This window comes from Luxibacter massiliensis (genome assembly GCF_900604355.1).
Classification (GTDB): Bacteria; Bacillota; Clostridia; order Lachnospirales; family Lachnospiraceae; genus Luxibacter; species Luxibacter massiliensis.
In genome coordinates this window covers 1,274,814-1,300,776 of sequence record NZ_UWOE01000001.1, presented here as the reverse complement: position 1 = coordinate 1,300,776, position 25,963 = coordinate 1,274,814, and the positions used below count along the sequence as shown (strand labels likewise).

At 46.2% G+C, this 25,963-nt stretch carries 22 protein-coding genes; 5 read left to right on the top strand and 17 right to left on the bottom strand.

The window, feature by feature from the left end; all coding sequences use genetic code 11:
• Positions 1 to 2: 2 nt before the first annotated feature.
• The 6 genes from EFA47_RS06015 to EFA47_RS05990 all read right to left on the bottom strand — a co-directional run bounded on the left by EFA47_RS06015 (position 3) and on the right by EFA47_RS05990 (position 8,134).
• On the bottom strand, positions 3 to 1,085 hold the full coding sequence (locus tag EFA47_RS06015; protein ID WP_235853225.1) for a glycosyltransferase family 2 protein: 1,083 nt from the start codon (positions 1,083 to 1,085) through the stop codon (positions 3 to 5).
• Positions 1,082 to 2,335, bottom strand: a complete 1,254-nt coding sequence (locus EFA47_RS06010) for a glycosyltransferase family 4 protein (RefSeq protein WP_122642441.1) — start codon at positions 2,333 to 2,335, stop codon at positions 1,082 to 1,084. Before EFA47_RS06010 ends, EFA47_RS06015 begins: the two co-directional genes overlap by 4 nt.
• 14 nt (positions 2,336 to 2,349) lie before the next feature.
• Positions 2,350 to 3,048, bottom strand: a complete 699-nt coding sequence (locus EFA47_RS06005; RefSeq protein WP_122642440.1) for a sugar transferase — start codon at positions 3,046 to 3,048, stop codon at positions 2,350 to 2,352.
• Between the two features lie 132 nt (positions 3,049 to 3,180).
• Entirely contained in the window at positions 3,181 to 4,383 is a 1,203-nt protein-coding gene (locus tag EFA47_RS06000) for a DegT/DnrJ/EryC1/StrS family aminotransferase (RefSeq protein ID WP_122644425.1), read from the bottom strand.
• Between the two features lie 19 nt (positions 4,384 to 4,402).
• On the bottom strand, positions 4,403 to 6,439 hold the full coding sequence (locus tag EFA47_RS05995) for a polysaccharide biosynthesis protein (protein WP_122642439.1): 2,037 nt from the start codon (positions 6,437 to 6,439) through the stop codon (positions 4,403 to 4,405).
• 33 nt (positions 6,440 to 6,472) lie between these two features.
• Positions 6,473 to 8,134, bottom strand: a complete 1,662-nt coding sequence (locus tag EFA47_RS05990; RefSeq protein ID WP_122642438.1) for an LCP family protein — start codon at positions 8,132 to 8,134, stop codon at positions 6,473 to 6,475.
• 502 nt (positions 8,135 to 8,636) lie between these two features.
• Between EFA47_RS05990 and EFA47_RS05985 the strand changes: the two genes are divergently transcribed.
• The 3 genes from EFA47_RS05985 (at position 8,637) to EFA47_RS05975 (ending at position 11,148) form a co-directional block, all read left to right on the top strand.
• Positions 8,637 to 9,122 (top strand): cytidylate kinase-like family protein, encoded by a 486-nt coding sequence (locus EFA47_RS05985; protein WP_122642437.1) that lies wholly within the window; start codon positions 8,637 to 8,639, stop codon positions 9,120 to 9,122.
• A 251-nt stretch (positions 9,123 to 9,373) separates the two neighbouring features.
• Positions 9,374 to 10,267 carry a DUF4474 domain-containing protein gene (locus EFA47_RS05980; RefSeq protein WP_122642436.1) on the top strand — a complete coding sequence of 298 codons (894 nt, stop codon included), beginning with the start codon at positions 9,374 to 9,376 and terminating at the stop codon, positions 10,265 to 10,267.
• Positions 10,264 to 11,148 carry a metallophosphoesterase gene (locus EFA47_RS05975; RefSeq protein ID WP_122642435.1) on the top strand — a complete coding sequence of 295 codons (885 nt, stop codon included), beginning with the start codon at positions 10,264 to 10,266 and terminating at the stop codon, positions 11,146 to 11,148. Before EFA47_RS05980 ends, EFA47_RS05975 begins: the two co-directional genes overlap by 4 nt.
• A 101-nt stretch (positions 11,149 to 11,249) precedes the next feature.
• Here EFA47_RS05975 and EFA47_RS05970 read toward each other — a convergent pair whose 3' ends face one another.
• The 5 genes from EFA47_RS05970 to pth form a co-directional block, all read right to left on the bottom strand.
• Positions 11,250 to 11,810, bottom strand: coding sequence for a manganese efflux pump MntP (locus tag EFA47_RS05970; RefSeq protein WP_122642434.1), 561 nt, complete (start codon positions 11,808 to 11,810; stop codon positions 11,250 to 11,252).
• A 300-nt stretch (positions 11,811 to 12,110) separates the two neighbouring features.
• Positions 12,111 to 13,181 (bottom strand): peptidyl-prolyl cis-trans isomerase, encoded by a 1,071-nt coding sequence (locus EFA47_RS05965; protein ID WP_122642433.1) that lies wholly within the window; start codon positions 13,179 to 13,181, stop codon positions 12,111 to 12,113.
• A gap of 284 nt (positions 13,182 to 13,465) precedes the next feature.
• A complete protein-coding gene (gene fliD / locus EFA47_RS05960) occupies positions 13,466 to 14,764 on the bottom strand; it encodes a flagellar filament capping protein FliD (RefSeq protein ID WP_164689931.1) in 1,299 nt (432 codons plus the stop codon).
• 138 nt (positions 14,765 to 14,902) lie between these two features.
• Positions 14,903 to 18,268, bottom strand: coding sequence for a transcription-repair coupling factor (gene mfd, locus EFA47_RS05955; RefSeq protein WP_122642431.1), 3,366 nt, complete (start codon positions 18,266 to 18,268; stop codon positions 14,903 to 14,905).
• 4 nt (positions 18,269 to 18,272) lie between these two features.
• Positions 18,273 to 18,851, bottom strand: a complete 579-nt coding sequence (pth, locus tag EFA47_RS05950) for an aminoacyl-tRNA hydrolase (RefSeq protein WP_122642430.1) — start codon at positions 18,849 to 18,851, stop codon at positions 18,273 to 18,275.
• A gap of 310 nt (positions 18,852 to 19,161) precedes the next feature.
• Here pth and EFA47_RS05945 point away from each other — a divergent pair, with 310 nt between their 5' ends.
• Complete coding sequence (locus EFA47_RS05945; protein WP_122642429.1) at positions 19,162 to 19,596, top strand: hypothetical protein; 435 nt, start codon at positions 19,162 to 19,164, stop codon at positions 19,594 to 19,596.
• A 43-nt stretch (positions 19,597 to 19,639) separates the two neighbouring features.
• On the opposite strand, the gene EFA47_RS05940 is transcribed toward EFA47_RS05945, so the two are convergent.
• The 4 genes from EFA47_RS05940 to EFA47_RS05925 form a co-directional block, all read right to left on the bottom strand.
• Positions 19,640 to 19,903 carry a glyoxalase gene (locus EFA47_RS05940; protein WP_122642428.1) on the bottom strand — a complete coding sequence of 88 codons (264 nt, stop codon included), beginning with the start codon at positions 19,901 to 19,903 and terminating at the stop codon, positions 19,640 to 19,642.
• Positions 19,904 to 19,907: 4 nt separating this feature from the next.
• Positions 19,908 to 20,573 carry an HAD family hydrolase gene (locus EFA47_RS05935; RefSeq protein WP_122642427.1) on the bottom strand — a complete coding sequence of 222 codons (666 nt, stop codon included), beginning with the start codon at positions 20,571 to 20,573 and terminating at the stop codon, positions 19,908 to 19,910.
• 81 nt (positions 20,574 to 20,654) lie between these two features.
• The gene (gene sigG / locus EFA47_RS05930) at positions 20,655 to 21,434 is read right to left on the bottom strand and encodes an RNA polymerase sporulation sigma factor SigG (protein ID WP_122642426.1); all 780 of its coding nucleotides are present in this window, start codon (positions 21,432 to 21,434) and stop codon (positions 20,655 to 20,657) included.
• 171 nt (positions 21,435 to 21,605) lie between these two features.
• On the bottom strand, positions 21,606 to 23,216 hold the full coding sequence (locus tag EFA47_RS05925; RefSeq protein ID WP_122642425.1) for an MBL fold metallo-hydrolase RNA specificity domain-containing protein: 1,611 nt from the start codon (positions 23,214 to 23,216) through the stop codon (positions 21,606 to 21,608).
• A gap of 440 nt (positions 23,217 to 23,656) precedes the next feature.
• Between EFA47_RS05925 and EFA47_RS05920 the strand changes: the two genes are divergently transcribed.
• On the top strand, positions 23,657 to 24,136 hold the full coding sequence (locus tag EFA47_RS05920) for a hypothetical protein (RefSeq protein WP_164689930.1): 480 nt from the start codon (positions 23,657 to 23,659) through the stop codon (positions 24,134 to 24,136).
• Positions 24,137 to 24,246: 110 nt separating this feature from the next.
• Here the strand turns inward: EFA47_RS05920 and sigE are convergent, their stop codons facing one another.
• The gene (sigE, locus tag EFA47_RS05915) at positions 24,247 to 24,987 is read right to left on the bottom strand and encodes an RNA polymerase sporulation sigma factor SigE (protein WP_122642423.1); all 741 of its coding nucleotides are present in this window, start codon (positions 24,985 to 24,987) and stop codon (positions 24,247 to 24,249) included.
• A 2-nt stretch (positions 24,988 to 24,989) separates the two neighbouring features.
• Complete coding sequence (locus EFA47_RS05910) at positions 24,990 to 25,778, bottom strand: sigma-E processing peptidase SpoIIGA (RefSeq protein ID WP_122642422.1); 789 nt, start codon at positions 25,776 to 25,778, stop codon at positions 24,990 to 24,992.
• Positions 25,779 to 25,963: the final 185 nt, after the last annotated feature.

The following is a 25,963-nucleotide window of genomic DNA, read 5'->3' as shown; positions in this document are numbered from 1 at the left end:
TGCTATCTCCCAGATTTTACTCTTGAATACAACATAGGGACTGCGCCTCTGACAATATGCACGCCCCGGCCCATAGCTAGGCATAGGATTGTCTTTTTCCATCTCAGGAACACCAAAGCAATGGACAGAGCCTTGCTGTCCCTGGCTTTTGCACAGGGAATCAGTTCATTAAACAACCCCTGGCAGAATAAGGCCCTGCACCACCTGTATCTATCCACATGGGACATGCCCGAGCGCCTGTCGCAATTCCTTTCCAGGGCAGACAAAATATATCTTCCATACAGGCTCCCCAGTACCTGACGCACCTCAGATGTACACAAGTTCCAGTATGAGTACTGGTCAAACAGCATTTCAATCCTTTGCCTGTGCAGCCGGAAATATTCAGGCACAAATTTATTAGTCAGGCTGGCGTTCATCCGCTTCCCATAGTGATAGGGTGTAAATCCCAGCACATTCAGCCTCTCAATATCCATAAAATATTTGACGTTAAAGAGAATATCCTCAATCAGCTTAACATCCTCATAGGCCAGGCGGCGTTCTTTAAGATATTCCAGATTATATATTTTATTCCAGGCATATCCGTAAAGTGTCTGCTGTTCCAGGGAAATAACCGCTTTTCTCAGTTCTGCCTGATCCTGGTATAACACTTCCTTTGGGCAGATAGAATGGGTATATTCAAGATCTCCATCCCGCCCATAGTACTCTTCCACCAGGCCAAATAATACTGCCTCAGCCGGATTCTCCTCCAAGGACAATTTTACTCTCTCTAACAAGTCCCCGTCCACATAATCGTCTGGATCCATAAACCAAATATATGCGCCCTTCGCCTCCTGGATCCCTGTATTGCGTGCACCGCTGAGCCCCTTGTTCTCTTTATGGGATACAATCCTGATCCTTTGGTCATCTCTGGCAAACTCCTCAGCAACTGCGGCGCTCTTGTCAGGAGAACAATCATCTACCAAAATAATTTCCCATGCCTCAAAAGTCTGTTCCTGCACGCTGCTTATGGCACGGGAAATGTATTGCTCCACCCCGTACACAGGCATGACTATACTGAAATAAGGCTTCATACTTTCTCTGCTCATCTTTTCTGCTCCACCGTCCCGCGGGACTGATTTTTATCGATCAATAATCTGATTAGTTCTTCAATCTTCTGATAGGACCTTGGCCTGTCAAACTGCTCTTTGGCAATCTGCCTTGCCTTTCTCCCCATGGCAAGACGTTTCTCCTCATTTTTGTACAGGTCCTCAATGGCGTCTGCAAGAATGCTGGTATCCTCCGGCATAATATTCACGCCAAATCCATCCTGCTCTACTTTCTTTCTGAATTCCGGACTCATGCATGTATTGATCATGGGTTTGCCCGCAGCCAGATAATCGCCTATTTTTGTCACAATGCTCTGGGGGGCTTTCTTCACGAAGGAATTGACGAGAATATCTGATTTTTTTAAATAAGCTGCCATCTTATCATAAGGTGCATACCCTGCAAATTCTACGTTCTTAATTTTTTTATCCCGGGCAAGGGCCTCTAATTCATCCTTCATGGGCCCGCCGCCCAATATTTTCATCTTTATATTGCTGTGGCCTCTTTTTACCAGCTCCTCAGCCGCCAGAACCATTGTCCGTATATCATAGCTTGTCCCAATGGTTCCCGCATAAGTTACCCAGAACTCTTCCGGGCCCTTAATCACTGCGGCCTCATTTTTCTTTGCGCCCTCGTCAAAGACAGTAATCTCATTTCCCACATACACTGTGGCCTTGGGCACATCTCTCCTCTGGTTCTTAAAAGGCCTGTCCCTGTATTCGTCCGAGGTGCCTACCACGCCGGATACAAGAGAATATACCTTCTCCGCATCCCTCTTAAGAGGGTAGAACAGCACAGAACTGACAACCGGTATATCCAAAACCATCCTCATAGCCTCCGGCCACAAATCATTCACATCTGCCACAAAGGGGATGCCCTTTCTCCTGGCATATGCAGCGGCGGCATAGGCCACATCATTTGGGGGGATCTCCGCATACAAAAGATCATAGTCCCCCTCCTGTTCAAGAAGGGCCGCCAAATTCTTTGCCGCGGTACGGTGGCTCAGGATTCTCTTTAGATCCACATTTTTCTTATATCCTGGCTCATAAATGAATTTAAGGCCAAACGTATAATTTTCCTGCTTTATCTTTCCTATATTACGCTGGGCCTTTTCCCAATGCTGGAATGTGGTGGTAATCAGATCTACCTGATAGCCTGCGTCTGTCAAAAATTCACAGAGATAGCGGAAACGTGTATATCCTTTTTCACCCTCCAGCCTGACTCCCATCGTGATGACTGCTATTTTTCTCATGTACTTTCCCTCCTCTACCTGATTACTGCAAATACAGTGTCCAACATGACCTTTATATCGCCCCAAAAGCTAAAGTCCCTTAAGTACTGCAGATTGTATGTCATTTTTACGGGAAGGATATACTCCACATACACCTCATCCACGGTCTTTTTTGTCTCTTGTAAATATTTTTCCATCAGGACGTCCTCATCTTTAAAAATAATGCTTGTCCGAGAAGTAATCCCTGCCGGCAGCAATAAGGTGGCATACATCTCCTCTTCATACTGGCCCACATATTTCCCCACCTCAGGCCTTGTGCCCACAAAAGACATATCCCCCGCAATCACATTAAGCAATTGGGGAATCTCGTCTAAACGGCATTTTCTGAGAAACTTTCCAGCTCTTGTTATACGGCTGTCCTGCTTCTCTGTGACAAGGGGCCCCCGCCTGTCTGCATCTGCCACCATTGTCCGAAACTTGAAAATACGATATGGTTTCCCATATCGCGTAATTCGCTCCTGTCTGTAAAATACAGGGCCTCTGCTGTCCAATTTTATCCACAATGCGACACCTGCCATGACCGGTGACAGGACAATCGCCAAAATAAGCGCAAGAAACAAATCCATGGCTCGTTTTAAACGCAGTCCGGACTTTTTCATGGTAAGGCTTTCATAATAAGGCTTTACATATATATTCTGCATATAATCTGGTAGTGTTTCCCATTGTCGTATCATATTTGGCTCCTGACAGATAACATCTCTGCCTTTCTCTCCTGTATTTCTGGCATTCCTCCTACAGGGACATCCCGCTCTGGCTCAAGTCCCTGGATCCTTATAGGCCCCTTTTGCAGGGCGCCCAAAGATATACTATAGTAGTTCCCGGAATGTATCTGCCACATACATCGCCTCTTCATCTGTCAGGCAAGTGTGCAGCGGCAATGTGATCTCATTTTCAAACTGCGCAGACGCATGGGGATAATCTTTTATGTCATACCCCATATTTTTATATGCTGTCATGAGGGGCAGAGGTTTATAGTGTACATTAGTTGCTATGCCCCTCTCTGCCATCTGTGTAATGATATTGTTACATTCCTCTCTGTTTTTGTCAAGCAGACGTACAAGATATAGATGGCCGCTGGATGTGTGATCCTTTCCATAGTGTTTTAGCACCTGGACGCCCTCCTGCCCCAGCCTTTCCTCATACATATGGATGAGCTCTTTTCTTCTCCTGAGTATCCCTGGATATCTCTTAAGCTGGACGAGGCCTAATGCCGCCGTTATGTCTGTCATATTGCACTTATAATATGGCGCCACAATATCATATTCCCAGGCGCCGGCTTGCGTCTTTGCCAGGGCGTCCTTTGACTGTCCATGCAGAGATAAGAGCATATATTCTTTATATAGCACTTCCTCGTCTATTCCTGCCCCAGCCACAGCTTCGGACCAAGTCACCGCCCCGCCTTCGGCTGTGGTCAGATTCTTCACCGCATGGAAGGAAAAACAGGTAAAGTCTGCGATTGTGCCGCACCTCTTTTTCCCTGCCTCCGCGCCCAGGGCGTGGGCTGCATCTGAGATGACCAGAATCCTCCCGAAAGCCTCCTGGCGCTCATTTGCAGGTCTGAAAAGACTGCTCTTTTCCCGAGCAATCTGAAAAATTTCATCATAATGGCTGTATATAATCCCCGCCAAATCCACGCAAATGACAGCCTTTGTTTTCTCAGTGACAGCTTCACTTACTTTCTGGGGATCCATCTCAAAAGAACCAGGAAGGGTATCTACCAGAACAGGCACCGCCCCCACATGGCAGATACAGCTTGCCGAAGCAGAGTATGTGTAGGCCGTGGTAATCACTTCATCCCCAGGGCCTATGCCCATAACACGCAGAGTCATCTCCAGGCAGGCTGTGGCAGAATTAAGGCACACTGCCTTCCCGGTTCCGCAGTATCCGGCAATCCTCTTTTCAAACTCCTTTGTGCGGGGTCCTGTCGTGATCCATCCACTCCTAAGCGCCTCCGCAACTTCCGCAATTTCCTCTTCTGTGATATCAGGGGGAGAAAATGAAATATTCATCATAATCGCTCTCTCTTTCTTAATTCTCTTGACCTTTCCGTTCGGCAGCCTTTATCTCTGCCGCCTTCCCTGTAACTTCTGCCTCTATATCAGAATCTGCGATGCCTCTGTTTAAAAAACCGCTGGGCAGTTTTGACCGGGTATCCTCAAATTCCCGCTTCCATCCGGCCTGTATCTGCTGATCTCTGATTATATCCGCTTCCCGCAGATGATAGGTGGGCACAATCTTATGGACAATATTTTTCATATGATCCGTCTCAGCGTAAGCTTCTCTGTACAAATCCTCCAAATCCCTTAAGAATTCATCTTCATCAAATTCTATAGGCTTACCAATGTGGATTTTTTCATTTTCAGTGCTCTCCAGCCCCTCTTCTGCCATAAGAAGTTCTTCGTACAACTTCTCCCCTGGGCGCAGGCCTGTATATCTGATTTCAATATCCACCCCCAGTGTATATCCTGACAGTCGGATTAAATTTTTTGCCAGATCTACAATCTTCACAGGCTGTCCCATATCCAGCACAAAAATCTCCCCTCCCCTGGCACTGGCGCCTGCCTGAAGGACCAGGGACACAGCCTCGGGGATAGTCATAAAGTAACGTATAATGTCAGGGTGTGTGACAGTGACTGGCCCTCCTGCCTCAATCTGTTTCTTGAACAGTGGGATTACGCTCCCATTGCTTCCAAGCACATTGCCAAACCTTACAGCCACATACTCCGTGTCAGACCTACTGTTAAAGACCTGTATAATCATCTCGCACATCCGTTTTGAGGCGCCCATGATATTGGTAGGGTTCACTGCCTTGTCCGTAGATATCAGGACAAATTTTTCCACATGGTACCGGTCCGAAGCCAGGGCCACTTTATACGTGCCAAATACATTATTTTTGATGGCCTCATTGGGACTGTCCTCCATCAGGGGGACATGTTTGTGGGCCGCGGCATGATACACAATATCTGGACGGTATTTGGCAAATACACTGTTTACCTTACGGCCATTCCTCACAGATCCGATCAGCACCACAAGATCCAGGTTGGGGTATTTGCCCTTTAACTCCTGCTGGATATCATACGCATTGTTCTCATATATATCAAAAATAATAAGCTGCCTCACACCATTGGCGGCAATCTGACGGCATAGCTCACTTCCTATGCTTCCGCCGCCTCCGGTTACAAGCACCACCTTATCCGATACATATCTGCCGATTGTCTCTGTGGTAATCTGAATTGGGTCCCTGCCAAGCAAGTCCTCAATCTCCACATTGCGCAGCTTGGAGACACTGACCTCGCCATTTACAAGCTGGTAAACGCCAGGGAGGATCTTCATCTCACAGTCCGGTATTTTCTGGCAGATTTCCAGTATCTTCTGCCGCTCCCTTTTATCTGCGCTTGGTATTGCCACAATAATTTCATTAATGCCGTACTTTTCTACGGCCCTTAAAATATCATTCCTCCCGCCCACTACTTTTACCCCATGGATATAGGTTCCATGCTTTCTCGGGTTATCATCTATTACACAGCAGATTTTTGCATCCAGCTCAGTACTAAGCTCCAGCTCCTTCATTACCACATTACAGGCTTCCCCGGCCCCGATTATCATCGTATTGCGCACATGCCGCCCATGGATATTCCCTCTATATAAAAGGCGCATGAGGCGGTATGAAAACCGGCCCACACAAGTCAGTAAAAATAAAGCAGTGGCATATAGGATAAAATAACTCCTGTAGATTTCCCTGTATGTCAGGTAATAAGCCAGCACATTGAACAAAATAGATATGCCGCAGGCTTCGATGATATAAATCAGCTCTTTAATACTGGCAAACCGCCAGAGGCTTGTGTACAGCCGGCAGACAGCAAACACCAGCACTGTCACCGCTGTATTTGCCCAGGCCACCTCCAAGACAGAGGCTGCATATTCAGGGGGTATCTCACTAATATGCATATTAAACCGGACCCACAATGCCAAAAATGAGCTTATATTAATAAATATTATATCCAGAAATACAAGCAGTACTTTATAAATAAGCGAGAGATCCCACTTCTTTAATATCTTTTTCATATTGCCCTTCCTTGGTATCTTTCTATTCTCTTTTTACTGAGCCACCTCTGAGTCAGGCAGGATTTCTCCATTTTCAACGGCGTCAATAGCCTGTTTGATTGCTGTGATAGAATTTTGGTCAGGCTGCGTCACATAAAGCAGGGAACCCGCCGCAGAATAACAATATTGTTCGTCTCCAGTCCCCTCTGCAGCCATAGATTTAATGTTCCATGCGCTTCCGCCGGAAAGCTGCCCCTTTATCAGTTCCTGGATCTGATCCTGGGACATATTCGTATCCACATTTCCGCTGACACTGCTTAAGAGGCCGTTGGCTCCAGTCAGGATAGCAGGTGATATTGCCTTTTTAATCATAGCAGTGATCACAGCCTGCTGGTTCTTCCCTCTCTGGAAGTCGCCCCCGTCCACATTCATCCTCTCACGTGAGAAAGCAAGGGCCTCCTGCCCGTTGAAATGATTCTCCCCCTGGGCCACATTGACTACGGCCCCCGTGTCAGAGCTTGTTGTAAATGACTGCTCGGAAATAACATCCACACCGCCAAGGGCGTCTACCATCTGTACTAAAGATGTAAAATTCACCCTTGCATAAAAATCAATCTCTGTGTCATACAACTGTTCCAGTGTAGCCATAGAGGCGTCCACTCCATAGATGCCCGCGTGTGTCAGCTTATCTTTCTGGCCGCCGCTGATCCCCGGGATCTCCACATAGAAATCCCTTGGCGTTGTCACCAGGAGTACCTGGTGGGTATTCGGATTTACAACCGCCATAATATTGACGTCGCTGCGGCTGTTGGTCTCAATTGCCCCGTACACATCTATACCGCTTATATACACTGTAAATGTATCGTCATCCACATTTACATGGGCCGCTTCATTGTCCAGCTTGCTTGTGATTTCATGTGAATAAATGATTTTTACATTATCACTATAGCCTTCAAAAGCTTCTTCTAAAATGGAGGTGTAAGCATCATTGTAAATAATGGCCTGTACCTCCCCATCGTGGAAAGCTGTCGCCTGGCCATGGAGGCTTTCGTACTCCGCAGTGGAAATGTCCTGTCCCAATTCCTGGCCGATAGCATCGACAGTTTCCTTTACGTCATCCCCCTTCATCGCATACTGCACGCCAAACGTATATCCCGCAGCATCCTGGATGGCATTGGCCGGGTCGTCCGCAAGCACAGCTACAACCATTTTATCCACTTTTGTATTTCCGCCGCTTATGTTTTTAACCATGCCATTTGTCTTAAAAATATAAAAAGAGCCAAGCGCCAGGATGACAGACATAAAGACACTGAACACCTTCCCCGCAATAGCCTTCTTTTTCGATATGAGCTGGCTGGCCAGTGGGACTACCCAAAGCAACACAAGTACGCCAATAATTATGCTCAGATATTTCATGGGCAGCATATTTAAAACAAATAAAGCAACCACAAATACCAGCGTAGCAATAAGCTGGATTGTGCACAAGGCTAATCCTACGTTCTTGCTCACTTTATTAGAAGCATTCTTTTTCTTCACTGGTTTCCGGTTTCCGCCGCCGTACCCTCGGTTATCTTTCCTGGAGCCGCCTCCTGCCACTGTCTTGGCTGGATTACCATTGACTGTCCTCCTCTGCTGCTCCTCTATCATCCTGCGCCTTCTGGCCTGCTCCTTTTTATATGCCTCACGTTCACTTGGACTCATTTTTTTTTGGCTCATCTAGTATGCCCCTTCCATAAGTTATCTTTCCATCTATCTGCTCATTCGAAGCTGGCGCCCCGAACCTGCCCCCTGAGGGACTGTATGACAACAATATCCCTGCAGCCACTGTTCTTATTATTTTAGTATCCGTGTCTACATACCAAAATATAATAGCATTTTTCGCTAAATTTCGCAACCACTTCAAAAGTATCTTCGTTCCATTATAAATGCATATTATTACATTCTCTGTTGTTTAATTTAGGCCTGGCCGAGTAAGGCGGCCACTTTATGCCAGGGTATTCCCATTATCCATCCACTGCCCCAGCCGGTGCAGGGAACCTATGTTTCCACTAGAACCAGTGTTTTATAAATAAGTCTTTTACATATATATTATTAGTGATATAATTAGGAAAGAATCCTGCTCTGTCCTTGATACCGTATGGGAGCAAGAGCATTCTTCACAAAATTAAATCTATGTAAGCACATCCATTCTACAGGCATGCACAAAGGAGGAACCCATATGAAACTGGTAATTACAATGAGCCGCCGCTTTGGTACTGGTGCAAGTATGATAGCGAAAGAACTTGCAGAAAGACTCAATATCCCGGTCTATGATAAAGCCTGCATTGAGCAGAAAATCAATGACCACCAATATGATACTGAAGCAGAGGCGATCCGCGGACTTGCCGGCAGCCCCTGCATCATACTGGGACGGTGTGCCTCCGATATCCTCAGGGACAGGCTAAACGTACTCAATATTTTTGTCTGCGCAGACAAAGAGGACCGTATTCATAGGATCATGGCCCTGGAGTCCCTGACCTATGAGGAGGCAGCGGATAAAGTAGAATCCACTGACAAGGAGCGCGCAGCTTACTACTACACCCATACTGGTAAGTCCTGGGGTGATGTAAATGATTACCATATGATACTGGATACCTCAGAACTTGGGGTGGAAAACTGTGCAGATATTCTTATGCATTATTTCGAAAAATTAGAATATATTTAAGGCCACTAAGGCATTCCTATGCAGGCAGATTATCCCCGGCTGAGAATGCCCCTATATGCCACTATTATAGCTTCTGCAGGGAGCAGCCTAAAGCCTTTCTATAATACAGGCGCTGCCCCTGCTTTTCTCTGCCCCTCACTTATTTAAAACCCATCCTTTTCCTGTCTGCACCTTTTCCTTCTATGGTATTCACAGCATTTTGCCGGTTCGTGCATATAGTAATAAGAAGAATAAACCATAGGATCTTAAATATGTATATTATATTATCTCTTTTTATTTTATTATGTATGCTGTTTGTTTTGTTAAATCATCACAGGAAAAAGTGCATTATACGCAAGGTCTGTGAGATGCCATGTGAAGAGAAGTGCTGTCTGATCAATGAGCTTGCCGAACCCTTTGGGTTTTGCTACCAGAACGACCAAGATATATTTACCACCAGGACGGATGCCTGGCAGAGGGAATTTGGGTATAGTGAATTTTATAATACTGCCGCCCTCTCTATGAACATGGTCTTTGACCATGAACCAGTTTACTTTAATTATCAGGGAAAGACCTGGCTAATGGAATTTTGGAAGGGCCAGTATGGAATCAATACAGGCGCAGAGGCCGGCATTTACCATGCAGACTCGATTATTCCCCCGGCTCTGCGCAGGCAGACCATATTCCAGGCCGCAGGGCCGGAGGAAATGCTGCCCTTAACACTCCACTTGGGCGACCGCGAAGGTGCCCTTTTCTGTATTTCACAGACCCATTGGTGGCTGGCAGGCTTTATAACAGGCCTATGCACGCCTCCCGAGCAGTTACACTTGGATGTATCCATTACGTTCCCAGATTCTGAAATGTGCGACTCTTTCCTCCGTTCCCTATATGACCGGGGTTACAAAAGCTGCGATATATGTGTATGCCATAATACGGTTCAGTTCTGCCTTTTTATTCCCCGCCATTTATCCATACTCTCCGGCAGCTTTTACAAAAAATATGTTCTCTGGAAAACAAGAATTTTCTGCAGGCTCTATCTCTGGGTCACAAGGCCATTTTGCAGTACTTTAGACCGCCTGCTCTATCTATACTATTTCCTTCCTTTTATTTTCAGGAGGACACTCTGTATGCGCACATTTAAAAAGCACAGGAAGAGACGCAGATGAGCTGGTACAGACGGATTTCCAATGCATTTAGAGACGCGCCCCAGATTCCATTAGGTCCAGACTCCTTGATCGTACTTTTCAGTGACTGCCACAGAGGTACAGGGAACCACAACGATAATTTTCTAAAAAACCAAAACGTATATTTTGCAGCGCTAAACCACTATTATGAGCATGGCTTTACGTATATAGAGCTAGGCGATGGGGATGAACTCTGGGAGAACCCCTCCTTGTCGAAAATCATAGATATTCACAGCAATGTATTCTGGCTGCTCACAAAATTCCGGGATGAAAACAAGCTTTATATGCTTTACGGAAACCACGACCTAAGCAAAAGACGCTGTGGCTATTGCAAAAAGCACTGCAGCATATACCACATCAGCGGGCAGGAAGAGAAAGCGCCCCTTTTCCCTGACAGCTGCTATTTGCAGGGACTTATATTGAAAAATCAGGAAACGGGAAAGGATATCTATCTGACACATGGCCATCAGGCCGACTTTTTGAACAGCGTGCTGGCTCCCATAGCAGCGTTCCTTGTCAGATATATCTGGAAGCCTCTGGAAGGGTTGGGTATATCTGATCCTACCAGCGCCGCAAAGAATTATACAAAAAAGAAAAAAACAGAAAAACGGCTCACAGACTGGGCCGCAAAAGAACAAAAATTACTCATTACCGGGCATACACACCGCCCTATGGCGGGAAACGCATCCGCCCCTTATTTTAATACAGGAAGCTGTGTCCATCCCAGATGCATTACCTGTATTGAGATAGAAAATTTTATATTAAAACTGGTTAAATGGACCATAAGGACCCGCAGGGACAAAACCTTATATGTGGCCAGGGAGGAGCTGGAAAGTTTCCACTTAAACAGCTTAAATTCCTGACAACAGATTACTTTCCCGGGTGTGCAGGCCACAAAGAAGCAGGCTTAGGCGTTTGCATTGAAACCTTAGGCCTGCACAGCCAGGAAAGCCGGCAAGAGCCATCAAACCCCAGTGAGATGCTCAATTAATATTTTAATGCCCAGCAAAACTAAAATAATACCTCCCACAAGTTCAGCTTTTGCTTTATACCTGGTTCCAAATATATTCCCCACTTTTACACCCAAAGCCGATAAAGTAAAGGTAGTAATCCCAATAAAGGAAACCGCAGGGACAATATCCACATGGAGAAAAGCAAATGTAATTCCTACGGCAAGAGCGTCAATGCTGGTGGCCACAGCCAGCACAAACATTGTCCGAAAGTCCAGAGAACCATCCCCATTATCACATTCTCCCGACACGGCCTCCTTGATCATATTGATTCCAATTACCCCAAGAAGGACAAAAGCTATCCAGTGATCCACCGCAGTAATCTTGTCCTTAAACTGTATCCCCAAAAAATAACCGGCCAGAGGCATCAGCGCCTGGAAGCCTCCAAACCATATTCCCGCAGTCAAGGCTTTTCCTAAGGTTATTTTAGGCATTGCAAGTCCCTTACAGACAGATACGGCAAAAGCGTCCATGGACAAGCCAATTGCCAGTAACAATAATTCTATAATACCCATTTTATATTTCCTCCTGTGTACAAGTTGCCCTGAGTGTGTATAGCCGCAATATAATGTATTAAATATGGCCAATGCAAACGCCCCCTGGCAGAGCTTTTTGATTCAAAGAACTCCTCTTCCTGGTGAGACAAAAAGACTCATGTACAGCACAAAACTGTACATGAGTCTCATTAATTAAGATAAGCCAGACCTCTCAGCCAGTATGTTGACTTACCACGCATCCTCATTACACGCCAACTACTCCCTCACGAACTGATAGTATTCTATCATTTACAGGCACTGATTTCAAGCTTTTTATTCCTAATTTGACTCATCTTTGGGAGTGTCCGTGTACTCTTCTTCGCTCTGCTTGATTGTAACGCCCTGGTCCTGGAAGCTGACTTTTTTCCATACTTTCTTGTGTTCCTTTATATCCGTCTCTTCTCTCCACTGCTCTACTAAGGAATCATACTGCTCATTCCTGCGCTCCTCCACTATGGATTCTTTCTTTGCATCAGTTGCTTCACGGTCCAGCTTACTCGTCAGCTTTGCCACATAAATGCCTGTATTTGCCTCCACAATGTCAGTCACATCCCCTTCATTCTCAAGGGCATCCGCCGCCTTGACCAGATCCTCCGTGGGGGAAGTGGACTCGGAATCAAATGTGGCTGTCTGTACTTCCAAACCCGCTTCGCCTGCCGCAGCCTCTAGATCATGGCCCTCGCTGTTCTTCAGGCTATCGGCAAATTCTTTAGCTGATCCTTTCAAGGCTTCTTTCTCCTCATCCGTCATTTCCTCAGAATTTCCTTCTTCATCTGTCTTTGTATAAGAAAAAAGGACATACTGCATACTCTTCTGAGCCACCTCCTCATCAGACACTTCCTCATCCACGCCTTCCTTCATCTTCTTATCCATGCGGTTCTGGATAGTGGCCAACTCCAGGAACTCCTTGACAACCTTCTCGTAGCCGGATACTGCCTCTTTATCCTCCAGCGTGTTATCCTCTACAAACGAATTGGCCGCCTTGTCGATGGCCGCCTTGTCGTCCTCGGACAGCTCCACCCCATAGTCTGCAGCATGCTGCTTAATCATATAAATATTTTCCAGCTCTTCCAGTATGGTTTTCTTTGTTGTCTCCTCATAGGTAACACCATCGCCATCTTCTTCCGCCCACATCTCTTCGCCAGTCTTACCCATCAGTCCTGCATAGTATGTCTCAAATTGTGCCTGCTGCAGCCTTGCATAGAAGTTGGCAATCCCCAGTGAAATCTTCTCCCCTCCTACTTCTGCAACTACAGCGTCATTATCCATAGAATGGCTGCACCCTGCCAAAGCCACTGCCGCGATTATGCCTGCCGCCGCTGCCGCCATTCTTTTCCTAAACTGTCCCATAACATCCTCCTACGTACATTTTAACTTATTTATTATATCCCGTTTTCCCTGTCCAGACAAGACCCTAAAGGAAAATTCCGTAAAACAAGCAGGCCCTCCTTTTGCAGCCATTAAAAAAACAGGCCTTAAAAATGGTTATAGAAAAACAGGCCTTTTCTATGGGGGTCATATCCCTATAGAAAAGACACAGAACATGGCCGGCATTTTGCCGGCCATGTTCTGTGTCTTTTCCACGGTATGTACCGCTTTATTGAAGTCCTTCTCCTGGACATATGCCCCCTTTGCTAGACCAGATAATTCATCATCATGCCAAGGGCATAATAATTATTCAGATTCTTAGCCCCATTTTTTGAATACATATTCATAAAACTGAATGGGTCTGTATACTGCATCTGGTCTACCTGTGCGAGATCATTGCTCAAGAGGCTGGAGGCGCTGGAACGCATTGCACTGCTGGCTCTGTTGAACACAGTCTGTGCGATACCATTATTTCCCGACAGGATATCCAGCGTCAAATCTGGATCTTCCTTTAAGGACTTGGCAAGCTTCTCTTTATCAAGAGAAAGGGTACCGTCTTTGTTTGTGGAGATGCCGGCCTGCTCCATATCTGTGCTGCCAGCCACATCCATCGCAAAACTCCGAAGCTGCCTCATGACTCCGCTTCCATGGTCAGCATTGTCATTGAGCATCTTCAGGGAGCTGTTGTAGCTGTCCACCATGTCAGAAACTCTTGAAATAATCTTCTCGTCACTGACAGCTGAAGATATTTCTGTAGTGCCTTCCTGCTTCAGAGTAGCGTCAATCCTTCCATAATCCAGACGCACATCATTGCTCTGGGAAGAATACTTTCTCTCCTGCCCATTCTCTGTGACAGTATATACAGCATTCTGGGCCTCAGCGCTCACTTTGTCAAGTCCTGCTGCCGCCCCTAGTTCACCGGATACTGTAAATGTGCTGTTTGTACCAGTGTCACTGCTTGTCAGCTCAAGGGAAGAAATGCCATCCTTAGTCACAACTGAAGCCGATACTCCTGATTTGCTGCTGTTAATCTGGCTTGCCGCCTCCTCCAGCATTTGTTTGTTTGTCTTGACAGCGCCGTCCTCACCGTACATGCTCACCTGCACATCCGCAGTGCCGCTGCTGCCCCTGACACTGAAACTCATGTCCGAAGAAGCCGCTGCTCCCCCGCTGATGCCTGTGCTGACATTCTGCTGGGCTGCTGCCAACTGCTCTACATTGAGTTCCATCTTCTTAGCCTCGCGCATCTGGTAATGCTCGGAGACACTTGCCACTGCATTGTCTGAACTTGTCACCTCAAAATCATTGAGTGTTGTTTTAGAGTTTACATTTTTCAGGCTGTTAGCCGTGGTCAGCAAGTTAGACATGGAAGAATTGTATGACTTTAGAAAATCCATGCTGTCACTCTTAAACGAGGAGCCATTGCTTGATACCGAACTTACAGGCGTGATGCTGCTGTTAAACTTGGGATTCTGTGCAAGGGCATTCTGAAGACGGTACTGGCTGAGAGTTGCATAGTAATCAAAATATCCGCCCATACCGGAACCAATACCATTAATTGCCATATGATTACCTCCTTTCTTCATATTCAGGGATAGAATCCCCTATATTATATATCGGCTATGGCTGCTGGAAAGTAATGGCCAGGCTGCAATAACTTGCCACTCTTGACTTCCATTGTGGCAATCCGCTGCAAATGCCTGTCATGGCCCTTGTATGCCTTTTATATCGTTCAAAACCTTTCTCACGACTTCAATAATATCCTCATCCTTGTCCTTTTTATTCCTGCCTCTCTTCTCATACAGAAAATAGGGCGGTGTCTCTGCCCTGAACGTAAGATTCCCCCCATATGCCTTTAGAAGGCCTGGTATCTTCTCCGGCTGCACCTTTGCCTTCTCATACATCGTAAACCGGTATGCACTGTCCTTTTGCTCCACTGCCGTGACATAGGCCTCATGGGCCAGGGCTTTTAACCCTGCAATATTTAAAAGCTGCTGTACCTTCCTGGGAATATCCCCAAACCGGTCTATCAGCTCCTCGACCATATCGTCCATTTCCTCTTCATTTTCAATGCTGGCAATCCGTTTGTAAATATCCAGCTTCTGGTATTCATTGGGGATATATGATTCCGGTATATAGGCGTCAATATTCAAATCCATGGCCGTTGTATATATATCTTCCTCCATCTCGCCTTTGAGCTGCTTCACAGCCTCATTGAGCATCTTACAGTAAAGGTCATATCCCACGGCTTCCATGTGGCCATGCTGCTCTGCCCCAAGCAAATTGCCCGCCCCCCGTATCTCCAGATCCCGCATGGCAATCTTAAACCCAGATCCTAAATCTGTAAATTCCCTGATAGCCGCAAGGCGTTTCTCAGCAATTTCTTTGAGCAGCTTATCCCGCCTGTACAGGAGGAAAGCATAGGCCATCCGGTTGGATCTCCCCACCCGCCCTCTGAGCTGGTATAACTGGGAAAGCCCCATCCGGTCCGCATCCTGTATAATCATCGTATTGACATTGGAGATGTCCAATCCGGTTTCAATGATTGTAGTAGATACAAGCACGTCAATGTCCCCATTAATAAAGTCATACATAATATTTTCCAACTGCCGCTCATTCATCTGCCCATGGGCATAAGAAACTGACGCTTCAGGCACCAGCTGCTGTATGCGCCCCGCCATATCCGCTATATCACTGACCCTATTGTAAACGTAATATACCTGCCCTTCCCTCGATAGTTCTCTCTCAATAGCTTCCCTGACCATTTCATCATTATATTCCATAACATAAGTCTGGATCGGCATCCTATCCATGGGGGCCTCCTCCAGCACACTCATGTCCCGGATTCCAATCAGGCTCATGTGGAGCGTCCTGGGTATAGGTGTGGCGGTGAGGGTCAGCACATCTATATTCTCTTTCAGTCTTTTTATTTTTTCCTTATGAGTCACCCCAAAGCGCTGCTCCTCGTCAATCACAAGCAGGCCCAGATCTTTAAACTTCACATCTGCCGACAATACCCTGTGGGTTCCAATCACAATGTCCACCAGTCCTTTTCTTAAGTCTTCAACTGTCTTTTTCTGCTGGATGGATGTACGGAACCTGCAGAGCAGGTCCACTCTTACGGGAAAATCCCTCATGCGCTGCACAAACGTATTATAATGCTGCTGTGCCAAAATTGTCGTAGGCACCAGATAAACTACCTGCTTGCCCTCCTGGACTGCCTTGAATGCGGCCCGGATGGCGATCTCTGTCTTGCCGTACCCCACGTCGCCGCAGATCAACCGGTCCATGATTTTCTTGCTTTCCATATCACGCTTAGTATCTGCAATAGCCTGGAGCTGGTCATCCGTCTCCTCAAAAGGAAACATCTCCTCAAATTCCTTCTGCCAGACCGTATCCGGCTCATAGACATACCCTTGCGCCTCCTGCCTTGTGGCATACAGTTCTACCAGTTCCTTTGCCACAGCCTTTACGGCCCCCCTCACCTGGCTCTTGGTCCGCGTCCACTGGCTTGTTCCCAGCTTATTAAGCTTCGGTTTCTTTGCATCCGCACCTGCATATTTCTGGATCAAATCCAGCTGTGTGGCCAGGATATATAAAGTCCCGCCTCCGGCATAGGAGATCTTCATATAATCCTTTGTGACTTTATCTACTTCTATTTTCTCAATTCCCTGGTAAATACCAAGCCCATGATTCTCGTGGACCACATAATCTCCTGGTTTCAGGTCTGTAAAGTTCTGTATTTTCTGCCCCTCGTAGACTCTGCGCCGTTTTTTCTTTTTATGCTTTCCAAAAATATCCGTCTCAGATATCACCATGAATTTCAGCATAGGGTATTCATATCCCTCGGCCACATGGCCATAGGCCGCCATAATTTCCCCCGGCTGTACCTCTCTGTCCATATTCTCACTATAAAAACTGCTCAGGTCATAATCCCGCAGATCCTCTGCCAGCCTTTTTGCCCGCGTCCTTGAGCCTGAAAGCAGGACAACTCTGTAGCCGCTCCTCTTTAGCCTCTTTAAATCTCTTGTAAGAGTCTCAAAGCTATTATTATAAGGGTTCACACCCTTTGTCTGGAGGCTGTATGTTTTCCGCACATGAAAGCCGCCGCACTTTGATTCCAGGGTCGTTAAACCTACCCCGGAATATTGGTTCATCTTCTCAATAATTTCTTTTACAGGAAAAACCGCCAATGCTTCTTCCTCTGTAAGGCCGGCCTCCGCCCTATTCTCCTGGCTGCTTTTAAATTCTTTTTCTGCCTCATCTGCCCGCTCCACAAGACGGATGGGTTCATCCAGGAATAGAAGGCTTTCCTCTGGCGGAAAATAATCCAGAAAAGAGACATTTTCACTGTCCCCTTCCCGGATCTCTGCTGCCGGATAGATCACAAGCTCTTCTAAGTTTTCTATAGAGCGCTGGCTCTCCACATCAAAGGTACGTATAGAATCAACTTCATCCCCCCACAGTTCGATTCTTACAGGCTGCTCCTCAGTGAGCGGGAATACGTCTAATATGCCGCCCCGGACTGCGAACTGCCCAGGGCCCTCAATCTGCGCTTCCCTCTCATACCCCATGGCTGCCAGGCGTTTTTGAAGCTGCCCGAAGTCAACAGCATCTTCCCCGCCGATATGGATTGCCTGCCTTCTAAGCCGCTCCAATGCAGGCATCCCATCCAAAAAGGCATCCATGGTAGTAATGACAGTCATGCCCTTAACAGACGGCGCCCCCTCTGTGCCCCCTGCCTCTAATATAGACTTTATCACTTCCATCCGCTGTTTGCTGATATACTTCCCTTTAATATCTGCATGATAAAAAAGCAGATCCCTGGCTGGATACAGATAAACATTTTCATCCAGGAATCTGTATTCTTCATATGCCCGTTTCGCCTTCTCGTCACTGGAAAAAATCAGAATACGATAAAAACGCCCCCCACTGAGGGCGTATATCAGATGGGTTTTCTGGGAGCTGACACACCCTGCAATCTGCAGAATGCCCTTCCCCTTTGTACGTCCGCCGAAGATTTCTTTATATTCCGCCAATTCGGCAAGCGGTGCCAACAAAGCCTGCATATCTCTACTCTTCCTTCTTTTTACGGTTATACTCATTCATTGCCGCCTGGATTTCTCCCTGCACAATCATCTCAGCCGCATGCACTGCATTCTCATACCCCTCTTCCATGAACACTCTCTCTGCCTTTGAAAAATGCCCCAGTACATAGTCCGCCAAATCATATCCGCGGGGTTTTTCTCCCACCCCTATTTTAATTCTGGGGAATGCCTGCCCCCCCAGGTGGGCAATAATATTCTTGATTCCATTATGCCCCCCCGGACTGCCCTTGGCGCGGATACGGAGCTGTCCCACCTCAAGGCTAACATCGTCATAAATGATAATCAGCTCGTTTTCTACATCTGTCTTGTAGTACTCAACAAGGCTGCCGATACTTTCTCCGCTTAAATTCATATAAGTCTGTGGTTTTGCCAGGATGGCTTTCTGCCCCTTAATTATCCCCTTGCCAATCAATGCCCTGTGCTTTTTAATCCCCACATCTATATTGTATTTCTCCGCCATCCTGTCAATGACATCAAAACCTACATTGTGCCTTGTCCCTTCATATTGTCTGTCTGGATTCCCCAGTCCGGCTATTATAAACATCATTTTCACCTCTTTATATATCTGCGGCGCGGCCAGGGCTGCGTATATGTTGGATGGCTGCTGCCCGGCCAGCCTGCACCGAAATATTTAATTTCTTATTTATTTTACAGGATGGCCCTCTGTTTGTCACGCAAAAGCCGTGAATATTTTTCCATCCTATGTCATACACTTATAAAAAGCGTAATGGGCATATCCAAAGGGCGCCTTGTCACTTTTGCCCCAAAGGCGGGCAGACAAAAAACGTGCCTGGAAGGCAACTTCAATTTCCCATTCTCTTAAAGTGAATTTGACTAACACAGGAGGTCTCACTATGGGTTCCAAAACAAAAATCATCGTTCTGCATATGAAAGAAATCATTTATACTGCCGTATTTGCAGTGCTCGGCATTCTTCTGATTATCCTGCTGGTTGTAATGTTCGGCCCCGGAGGAAAAGATAAAAATGCAGATGCGAAAAAGCAGTACACTCCGGGAATTTACACGTCTACGCTTACTTTGAACAATACAAACCTGGAGGTTGAGGTGTCTGTAGATGAGTCTCACATCAACTCAATCCGGTTTTCCAACCTAGATGAGGCAGTCACGACCACATTCCCCCTCATCCAGCCTGCCATCGAAGATATAGCAGAACAAGTATATGAAAAACAGTCACTGGATGACATTACTCTGTCTGATGAAACTCCCTATACCTCCCAGGTCATACTGGAAGCCATAAAAGAAGCGACAGGAAAAGCCGCAGTCAAATAAGTACTGCGGCTTCTGCTTGCGCCTATATCCTTAAGTATCAGAGCTATCCCTCCACAACCAGGTAACGTCCTCCCGGAAGTAAAAAGACCTCAGATGCTTCCTCTACCTCTTCATCAGACATAGTATCCACATCAATCCCACTCTCTTCAAAGTATTCTCTCACTTCACTAATGGTATCAACCACCACTGCCATACAGTCCTCCAGAAAGGCCTCCGCCTCCTCAAGTGTCTCTGCCACCGGCTCATCAAATAACTGTGACTGGTTTTTCAAAAATGCCTGCAGGCACTCCTCATCATACTCATTCATGATCCTATACCTCCTGTCTCATTATTAACTCCTTAAGCTCTTTTGGGGTACTTACAATGTGTGCGGCTTTGGCTGCCCTGAGAGTCTCTCTGTCCCTAAACCCCCAGTCAACTCCTACTGTCACCATCCCTGCAGCCGTCCCCGTCGCTATATCCACCTCTGAGTCCCCAATATACACACACTCCCGGGGCAGGGCATTGAATATCTGGGCTATCTTAAGGGCGGCGAAAGGATCCGGTTTCCTGGGCACTCCTTCCTTTTGGCCCTGTACCCATTGGAATACATCCTTCCCGAATATCTCCTCCACTACATGGACAGCCTGCCTGTCAGGTTTGTTGGACAGAACCCCCAGCTGGACGCCGGATGCCCTCAGGTCATCCAAAAGCTCTTGGATCCCCTGGTACGGTATTACATGATATGTGCAGTTGGCGTCAAATATACGCCCATAAATCTGCATGGCCTCGTCTATACGATCCAGATTTTCCGCGCCCCCTGCTAGAAGGGCTTTCTCCATCAGCACTCTTGCGCCATTCCCCACGAGCATGCGGCACTTCTCTCTGTCGATGGCAGCAAACCCCATCTCCTCAAGAGTCCCGTTCACAGAAAAAGTGAGGGAATCCAGCGTATCCGTCAAAGTCCCATCCAGGTCAAATATACAAGCTTTATACATGGCTTTTACCGTACCTCTCTTTAGTCTATGTCTATAATAGTATGAAGCCGTGGAAATTTCAACCATTATTTCATTGTAGTGTTATCCAAGGAGATACTGCTTCATCACCTTCAGCGCATTTTTTTCCAGCCTGCTGACCTGTGCCTGGGATATCTTAATCTCCTCAGCAACTTCCATCTGGGTTTTCCCCTCAAAAAACCGAAGCGTGATAATATAGCGCTCCCTCTCGTTCAGCCTCTCCATTGCCGCCTCTAAAGACAGCTCTTCTACCCAGTTTTCCTCTTTATTTTTCTTGTCACTTACCTGATCCATCACATACAGCGTGTCTCCCCCATCACTGTAGACCGGCTCATGGAGGCTCATGGGCATCTGTATGGCATCCAGTGCAAAAACAATGTCCTCTTTGGAGATACCTATCTCCTCAGCAATTTCCTGCACTGTAGGTTCCTTAAGGTGCTTTTTCATATAGCCTTCCCTTGCGTAAATAGCCTTGTATGCCGTATCGCGCAAAGAGCGGCTCACACGGATAGAATTATTATCCCTTAGATAACGCCGGATCTCTCCAATAATCATAGGCACCGCATAAGTAGAAAACTTCACCAGGCGGCCCGGGTCAAAATGATCCACAGCTTTCATCAGTCCCACACAGCCTATCTGAAATAAATCGTCTGCATTCTCATTGCTCCCAGAAAACCGCTTAATCACACTTAACACTAAACGCAGGTTCCCTTTAATGTATTCCTCCCGTGCCTCTTCATCCCCTTCTTTAATACGGGCAAACAATGCCTCCTTCTCCTCCTCCTTCAGAAGCGGCAGCTTTGCCGTATTCACCCCGCATAACTCAACCTTATTTAAAGCCATAATAAGAATCCTCCTAGCCGAAATATTTAGATCTAGTAAAATGATTCTCATTCTTCCCTTCAGTTATTCTTTGGAGCGAAAATTAAAAAAAGTTTTAGTCCTTGACAACGGGATTTAAGAAGGCAAGCCTGCGTCAGTTTTCTCCTATTTCAGAATTAATTCCATCATTTGTCAATCCCATCTATCCCATTTATTAGCCAGGTTCCGTATTTGATTTTCAAATTTGGCCTTATCCTTATTAGAAATCTCCCGGTTTTTCTGAATCACATCCAAAAGCTGCCGGCCTGCTGCCAGCAGTCTTTCAAAGGCATCCTCCACTCTCTTTTGGGTTGGTTTCCTTGCCTTCACAGGTATACTGGTTCCCTCACTGACAATCTTGTTGGCAGACAGATCGGCCTGGCCTCCGGGGAAGGGGGCCCATGCCTCATACCCCAGCCTTTCCTGTATCGTCTGGGCGAACTCCTCTGTTACTTTATCCTCACCATGGACTACAAAGACCCTCTGGATCGGACTCTGAAATCCCCCCAGCCAGTCCAGCAGTCCGTCTTTGTCCGCGTGCCCGCTGATTCCGTGCAGGCTCTCTATTCTGGCATGTACTTCGATAGGCTCGCCGAATAATCTTATATTTTTTTCTCCGTCCAGCAGCCGTCGCCCCAGAGTCCCGCCGGACTGGTAGCCTACAAAGAGAATTGTACATTCGGGGCGCCACAGATTGTGTTTTAAGTGATGGCGTATGCGCCCCGCATCACACATGCCTGAGGCGGAAATAATAACCTTTGGCTTCTCAATGAAATTAATCATTTTGGAATCTTCACTTGTTGTGGAAGTTTTCAGTCCAGGGAATACGAGCGGGTTCACACCGGTATTCACCAGCCTCATGGCCTCCTCGTCAAAACAGTCCCTCATATTTTTTGTAAATACCTTGGTGGCCTCAATGGCCAGGGGACTGTCCAGATATACTTCAAAATCAGGGTATTCCTTCAACAGATTCTTTTCCTTGATTTCCCGGATAAAATATAGCATCTCCTGAGTCCTGCCTACGGCAAAGGAGGGAATTACAACATTTCCGCCTTTCTCAAAAGTCTCCCTAAGGACACGGGTAAATTCCCCTACATAATCCACCTCTTCCGTGGAATGCAGGCGGTTCCCGTATGTGGACTCTACAACCACATAATCTGCCGTATCCGTATAACTGGGATCTTTGATGATGGGCTGGTTCTTATTCCCCACATCCCCTGAAAAGACAATCTTCTTCTGTATGCCGCCCTCTGCCGCCCATACCTCTATACTCGCCGACCCAAGCAAATGGCCCACATCCGTAAACCTTATTTCAATGCCATCACAGAGCCGTATCCTCTCCCCATACTGGCACGGCACAAGCAGGGCAATCGCATCCAAAGCATCCTGCATCACATAGATAGGTTCAAATACAGGCTGCCCTGCACGTTTTCCCTTCCTGTTCCTCCATTCAGCCTCAAACTCCTGGATATGGGCACTGTCACGGAGCATAATGTTACACAAATCCGCAGTTGCAAAGGTCGTAAAAATATCACCCTTAAACCCTCTTTTAGCCAGCAGGGGCAAGAGGCCTGAATGATCGATGTGGGCATGGGTCAGCAATACATAATCAATCTCCTGTTCCGGGACCGGAAGTTCTGGATTCTCATACAAATCAGGCCCCTGCTCCATGCCACAGTCAATCAAAATCTTCTTTCCTGCCGCCTCCAGCAGATGGCAGCTGCCCGTCACTTCATGGGCCGCCCTCAAAAATGTCAATTTCATTTCATTCACCAACCTTTTCTTAGAATACTTTTTATATTTTGTCCGTTTGCTCCAAACAATACCTTTTATTGGGATCAGGGCATATATTACAGTATGCCTTTGGGGTATCTTTGGAATCTATAGTATTTATCATAACACATACAAGGCTCATTTACATTAGCTAGCGTCCAATTTGTCCATGGCCTTTTCAAGCTGCGGGCGTTATATCTGTATACGGCTGCCGTTCATTCATACTCTGGCCTCCGGGAGGGGGAATGAGCAGAACATCGCTCACAAACATTAGACGATATAAACAAAAATTTAACTGCCTATAGTTAATTTTTTAATGAGAATGCCGATAAGATTTATGAGGGAGTGACATTATTTAAATACTCAATCATCATAGGGTAAAAATGAGGGGAATGATACGAAGAGGAAAGGAACTGAGTGAGGTAAAAAATATGAACGTATCAGGATATGTCAACTATATGCAGAATAATGTAAATACATTGATAAGACAAACACCAGCTATGCAGACGGTGGAATTGAAACCAGAATATGCTATGTCCACCGATAGATTAGAACTTAGTCCAGAAGGGACCGCTCAAAAGGATACATTGAATGTCACCGACCCTGTATCTATAAAAATACCAAGAGAATGGACGATTGGCGGGGAAACCATAATAAGTTCTAATACTCATTTAGCTAAAACTTTAGAAAAAGCCAATAGTCTAAACTTATCTTATGGGGAGAGGCTTGAATTTATACGTGAAGAGCAAGAAAAATGGGTAAATGATAAATGGCAAAACGATCCAATGATGTTTGTACAATGGCTTAAATTGAAGCAAGATCATATAGAGAACGGGCGGCCCGATTTAGCTGGCCTGCCTACAGATTTTTCTATGGAAGATTTTTACTCATATGTTAATGGGAGACCCTGACTTTCTCGTATTATTTCTTCGATTTATAAATGCCATTGCAGCTCTAAAGGGCAAGGTACTGCCGCAGGTGAATATGCACCTGCGGCAGTCTCCTGCCCTTTGCTTAGTCCCTACTCATACCTGACCATTTCTCTTTTCAGCCTCTGCATAATCTTTTTCTCAAGGCGGGATATGTAAGACTGGGATATGCCCAGCAGATCCGCCACTTCCTTCTGGGTTTTCTCCTCCCCGTCTGGATTATCCAGGCCGAAACGCATCTTTACGATGAGCTTCTCCCTGCTGGAAAGCTTATTGATAGCTTTAATCAGAAGCTTCCGTTCTGCTTCATTCTCCAAGTCCTTATAGATCGTATCCTCCTCAGTGCCAAGAATATCTGACAGCAAAAGCTCATTGCCGTCCCAGTCCACATTCAGCGGCTCATCTATGGATACCTCCATTTTCGTCTTGCTGTTTCTGCGCAGATACATGAGAATCTCATTCTCAATACAGCGCGACGCATAGGTAGCCAGCTTGATCTTCTTTGTAGGGTTGAATGTATTGATCGCTTTGATCAGGCCAATTGTACCTATGGAAATTAAATCTTCCACCCCCACGCCGGTATTATCAAATTTTTTAGCTATGTAGACCACCAGGCGCAGGTTATGCTCAATAAGAAGCTTTTTCGCCTCCTCATCATATTCGGACCCAAGGTGCTGTATCACCTCTGTCTCCCTCGCTGTCTCCAAGGGGGCGGGCAGCACCTCGGATCCTCCAATATAGTGTATTTCCTTGTGGTTAGAAAAGAAAATACTTCTGATGTCTGGTATTACTTTCAGTTTAAAATGCTGGGGTACTGCTACTTTTACAACCATCTTTATATGCCTCCTAATAAGTCAGGATTTAAAATCATCTGATATTCTTGCTGTTCTGAAACACGCTCCTCGCAGACTCCGATTACCGGCGCCTCCACCCATCTTTCCTCCTCCAGATGTATACACATTTTTCTGATCCGGAATACAGGCATAATACTCTCTTTCCCAACAGTCCGGTATGGTATATAGTGGAAGCCATTTTTTAAATCCTCATCTGCCAGGACACTCCTTGCCAGAGTCTTATCTATCACACTCACAGGCTCCTTTGAAAAATTGTCCTCCAGGCCGTTGCCCGTGTCAATTAACGCTTTCACCTTCTGCTCTCCTGTACTGGTGTACAGGGTAATATCACATACCTTTTTCTGCACTGACTGAAGCCTTACAAAAAATTTCCAGCAGCACTTTATGACATAATAGCAGCCAACTGCCGCCGCGAAAAACAGACTGCCTGTTCGCACATAGGGATGTAGTGCCTGCAGGATCCCTCCGAAGAGGAAGGATGTGATATACAACAACACAAATGCTTTCCAAAATTGTTTTTTTCCTTTGACTCTTAATCCTGTTTTAATCATTATTGTATTGACTACCGTGTGGAATAACAGAAATTTCACAACCCCCGGCGCCGGCACAGCCGTCACCGCACAGGTCAGCGCGGCCCCCAGGGCCCCTCCTGAAAAAATACGTCCATGTGTGGCAGAACATTTCAGTATCTGATTGATTGACAGGAGCAGCAGGGAATCCATCATGAAATTCACAAGAAACAACACGTCTATGTATAGTTCATAGTACATGCTCCACCCTCTTTCTCGTTGGTACTAAATCGATTTGGCACTCAAGCAAGATTTATTATATATGGTAAGGTTATGGAAATTTGTCAGATAGTGACGGGGATAGATAGATTATTTCGACAAAAAGGAACATTCTGGAAACTACTTTTCACTTACACAGCAGAATTTGTAAGAGATTTTCTGCCCCA

Excerpts from the sequence above, each read along its gene's own strand:
- EFA47_RS06015 (WP_235853225.1), bottom strand. The coding sequence starts at position 1,085 with ATGAGCAGAGAAAGTATGAAGCCTTATTTCAGTATAGTCATGCCTGTG.
- EFA47_RS06010 (WP_122642441.1), bottom strand. The coding sequence starts at position 2,335 with ATGAGAAAAATAGCAGTCATCACGATGGGAGTCAGGCTGGAGGGTGAA.
- EFA47_RS06005 (WP_122642440.1), bottom strand. The coding sequence starts at position 3,048 with ATGATACGACAATGGGAAACACTACCAGATTATATGCAGAATATATAT.
- EFA47_RS06000 (WP_122644425.1), bottom strand. The coding sequence starts at position 4,383 with ATGAATATTTCATTTTCTCCCCCTGATATCACAGAAGAGGAAATTGCG.
- EFA47_RS05995 (WP_122642439.1), bottom strand. The coding sequence starts at position 6,439 with ATGAAAAAGATATTAAAGAAGTGGGATCTCTCGCTTATTTATAAAGTA.
- EFA47_RS05990 (WP_122642438.1), bottom strand. The coding sequence starts at position 8,134 with ATGAGCCAAAAAAAAATGAGTCCAAGTGAACGTGAGGCATATAAAAAG.
- EFA47_RS05985 (WP_122642437.1), top strand. The coding sequence starts at position 8,637 with ATGAAACTGGTAATTACAATGAGCCGCCGCTTTGGTACTGGTGCAAGT.
- EFA47_RS05980 (WP_122642436.1), top strand. The coding sequence starts at position 9,374 with ATGTATATTATATTATCTCTTTTTATTTTATTATGTATGCTGTTTGTT.
- EFA47_RS05975 (WP_122642435.1), top strand. The coding sequence starts at position 10,264 with ATGAGCTGGTACAGACGGATTTCCAATGCATTTAGAGACGCGCCCCAG.
- EFA47_RS05970 (WP_122642434.1), bottom strand. The coding sequence starts at position 11,810 with ATGGGTATTATAGAATTATTGTTACTGGCAATTGGCTTGTCCATGGAC.
- EFA47_RS05965 (WP_122642433.1), bottom strand. The coding sequence starts at position 13,181 with ATGGGACAGTTTAGGAAAAGAATGGCGGCAGCGGCGGCAGGCATAATC.
- fliD (WP_164689931.1), bottom strand. The coding sequence starts at position 14,764 with ATGGCAATTAATGGTATTGGTTCCGGTATGGGCGGATATTTTGATTAC.
- mfd (WP_122642431.1), bottom strand. The coding sequence starts at position 18,268 with ATGCAGGCTTTGTTGGCACCGCTTGCCGAATTGGCGGAATATAAAGAA.
- pth (WP_122642430.1), bottom strand. The coding sequence starts at position 18,851 with ATGTTTATAATAGCCGGACTGGGGAATCCAGACAGACAATATGAAGGG.
- EFA47_RS05945 (WP_122642429.1), top strand. The coding sequence starts at position 19,162 with ATGGGTTCCAAAACAAAAATCATCGTTCTGCATATGAAAGAAATCATT.
- EFA47_RS05940 (WP_122642428.1), bottom strand. The coding sequence starts at position 19,903 with ATGAATGAGTATGATGAGGAGTGCCTGCAGGCATTTTTGAAAAACCAG.
- EFA47_RS05935 (WP_122642427.1), bottom strand. The coding sequence starts at position 20,573 with ATGTATAAAGCTTGTATATTTGACCTGGATGGGACTTTGACGGATACG.
- sigG (WP_122642426.1), bottom strand. The coding sequence starts at position 21,434 with ATGGCTTTAAATAAGGTTGAGTTATGCGGGGTGAATACGGCAAAGCTG.
- EFA47_RS05925 (WP_122642425.1), bottom strand. The coding sequence starts at position 23,216 with ATGAAATTGACATTTTTGAGGGCGGCCCATGAAGTGACGGGCAGCTGC.
- EFA47_RS05920 (WP_164689930.1), top strand. The coding sequence starts at position 23,657 with ATGAACGTATCAGGATATGTCAACTATATGCAGAATAATGTAAATACA.
- sigE (WP_122642423.1), bottom strand. The coding sequence starts at position 24,987 with ATGGTTGTAAAAGTAGCAGTACCCCAGCATTTTAAACTGAAAGTAATA.
- EFA47_RS05910 (WP_122642422.1), bottom strand. The coding sequence starts at position 25,778 with ATGTACTATGAACTATACATAGACGTGTTGTTTCTTGTGAATTTCATG.